Here is a 2877-nt window from a genome sequence, read left to right as displayed (position 1 = left end):
GGAGCGGGCGCATGATCGGGTTGCGCGCCGACATGGATGCGCTGCCGATCAACGAGGCCACGGGCAAGCCATGGGCCTCGCAGGTGCCCGGCAAGATGCACGCCTGCGGTCATGACGGCCATACCACGATGCTCTTGGGCGCGGCGAAACACCTGGCCCAAAGCCGCGCCTTCGACGGCACGGTGATCGTTATCTTCCAGCCGGCCGAGGAAGGCGGGGCAGGGGCCAGGGCAATGATCGAAGACGGTCTGTTCACCCGCTGGCCCTGCAACGAGGTCTACGGGATGCACAACCGGCCCGGAATGCCGGTGGGCGAATTCACGATTGCGCCCGGCCCGATCATGGGCTCGGTCGACGAGGTCCGCATCACCATCGAAGGGCGCGGCGGCCATGCGGCCAAGCCGAACGAGACCATCGATCCGCTGCCGGTCGCGGCAACGATCATCCAGTCTGTGCAGACCATCGCTTCGCGCACCATCGACCCGATGGACAACGCCGTGGTGTCCCTGTGCACCATGCATGCCGGAAACGCTTTCAACGTGATCCCGCAGACGGCAGAGATCACCGGCACGGTGCGCGCCTTGCGCGAGGAGGTCCGCGATCAGGTGGCGGCCCGGCTGAAGAGCCTGGTAGAAAATATCGCGTCGGGTTTCGGTGCGACCGGGAAGGTCGACTATATCCGCCACTACCCCGTGACCGTGAACCATGAGCGCGAAACGGACCTGGCCGCACAGGCAGCGCAGGAAGTGGCAGGTGTGGACCGTGTCGATCTCGAAATGGCGCCGGTGTTGGGCGGCGAGGATTTCTCTTTCATGCTGAACGAGGTTCCCGGTGCGATGATCAACATTGGCAACGGTCCCTCGGCGGGACTGCATCATCCGGAATACGATTTCGACGATGACGTGATCGGCTGGGGATGCTCGTACTGGACGACGCTGGTGCGTCAGCGTCTCCCGGCGGCTTGACGGCAGACGGGCTCGCAGTTGGGAAATCCAATTGCAGGCTACGCATGGGAGTTTCGCTGCATGCGCTTGGCCACGACATGAGACAAGACCCTGCGAGCCGGTGACATACTGACCGGTGACCCGACTCTGGATTGTCGGAAGCCGGAGTTTTCCGGCAGGTTCACGATGACGCGCGGGTTATCTGCGCGGCAACGAAGCCTCGGTCGGTCCGCGTGAGGAACCTGCCGGGGCCAAATCTATCACGTTCTTAACGGACGTTCCCGGATCGCCAACTGCGATGGCCCCCAGCTCCAAGCCAGCTGCGACGAGGGTCGCGTTCCTATGCGGCTCGAAGGCGGCAAAGCCGTCAACCGTGGGACCAATGACGCGGTCCGCGCGGTAGTGGGCCGTTCCGTTTAGGTGTTGACGGCGGAGAGGTGCAGGACCGGCGGGCTTTCCGCGGCCAGCAGCAGGGCGAGGGCGGCGCGGCTGAACGATGCGCGCTTTGGAGGGTGTTAATTTGTGCCCCCCTTAATAATCGATTATCTGAGGTTTTGCCAATTTTTGGTGTTTACATGGGTTATCCTGACCTCCTATGACTTCCACCCAGGAGGACAGCCCATGGCCCATCCCGCAAACCAACCATATCCTGCCGCCAAGCAGACGATTGCCGCCCGGATCGAGGCGCGGGTGCGTCAGGACATCCTGCACGGTCGGCTTGCACCCGGAGAAAAGCTGAATCTCGACCGGCTGCGGGATCAGCATGGCGTCGGGCTGTCGCCGCTGCGCGAGGCGATGAACCGGCTGGTCGCCACCGGACTGGTCGAGGCGGAAGCCATGAAGGGCTACACGGTCACGCCGATCTCCGTGGCGAACCTGGACGAGGTCGCCGCGCTGAGGATCGAGCTGGAGCCCTATGCCCTGCGCCGCGCCATCGCCAATGGCGGGCTGGAATGGGAAGGTGAGGTCATGGGCGCGCTGCACCGTCTGAACCGCACGCTGCGCGTGCCGGGGGATGCGGCAAGCCTTACGGCTTGGGAAGCCGCCAACAACGCCTTTCACGAGGCGCTGATCGCCCGCTGCGACATGCCGCTGCTGATGAAGATGTATCACCAGCTTGTCGCGCTGAACGACCGTTACCGGCTGATCTACCTCAAGGCCACGGCGATCCAGCGCGAGGTCATCGACGAGCACACCGCCATCGCACAGGCCGCTGTGGAGCGCCGCGCGGATGAGGCCTGCGCGTTGCTCACCGGACATATCACCCGCTCTACCGACAACCTGCGCCGGCTGATCGTGGCCTCTTTGCCGGAGACCCCGCAATGAACGCGCTGAACGGCATCGGCCTTGGGCATTTCACGTTTCTCGACCTGTCTCCGGTCGACCTGGTGCGGCTGGCGCGGCAGGCGGGTTTTGGTTTTGTAGGCCTTCGGTTCCACCCTGTTGCCACCGGACAATTGAACTGGCTGCCCGACGCGGCCGGCCTGCGCGAGCTGGCCAGCGTCATGGAAGGCGAAGGGATCGGCCTTTACGACATCGAAACCGTGGTGATCGACGCGGGGTTCGACCCCGAGGCGCTGATCCCCGCGCTGGATGCGGCGGCGCAACTGGGTGCGCAGCGGGTCAACACCTGTGCCGATGTCTTTCCCGCACTGGCAGAACGATTTGCGCGTGTCTGCGCGCTGGCGGGGGAACGCGGCCTGTCGGTGGACATCGAGTGCATGAAGTGGCGCGGCGTGAACCGGCCCGGCGCCTGTCTCGGCCTGATCAAGGCAAGCGGGGCCACCAACGTCGGTTATCTCGTGGACACGTTGCACCATGCGCGCTGCGGCGGCACGACCGACGATCTGCGGCAGATCGCGCCCCGCCTGCTGCGCTCTGTCCAGATCTGCGATGCGCCCTTGCCCGCGCCCGAAACCACCGACGCGCTGCT

The 2877-nt window shown here is 64.8% G+C and carries 3 protein-coding genes; all 3 read left to right on the top strand.

Annotation, left to right across the window (positions count from 1 at the left end; genetic code table 11):
• On the top strand, positions 1-965 hold a 965-nt coding region (locus tag ACEQXV_RS13825; RefSeq protein WP_370269690.1), incomplete at its 5' end, for a M20 aminoacylase family protein.
• A gap of 600 nt (positions 966-1565) precedes the next feature.
• On the top strand, positions 1566-2270 hold the full coding sequence (locus ACEQXV_RS13820; protein ID WP_283983932.1) for a GntR family transcriptional regulator: 705 nt from the start codon (positions 1566-1568) through the stop codon (positions 2268-2270).
• A partial coding sequence (locus tag ACEQXV_RS13815) for a sugar phosphate isomerase/epimerase family protein (protein WP_370269689.1) occupies positions 2267-2877 on the top strand: 611 nt, incomplete at its 3' end. The genes ACEQXV_RS13820 and ACEQXV_RS13815, both read left to right, overlap by 4 nt.

The sequence above is a fragment of the Nioella sp. genome, assembly GCF_964229645.1.
Taxonomy (GTDB): Bacteria; Pseudomonadota; Alphaproteobacteria; order Rhodobacterales; family Rhodobacteraceae; genus Nioella.
This window is presented reverse-complemented; position numbering and strand designations above follow the sequence as displayed.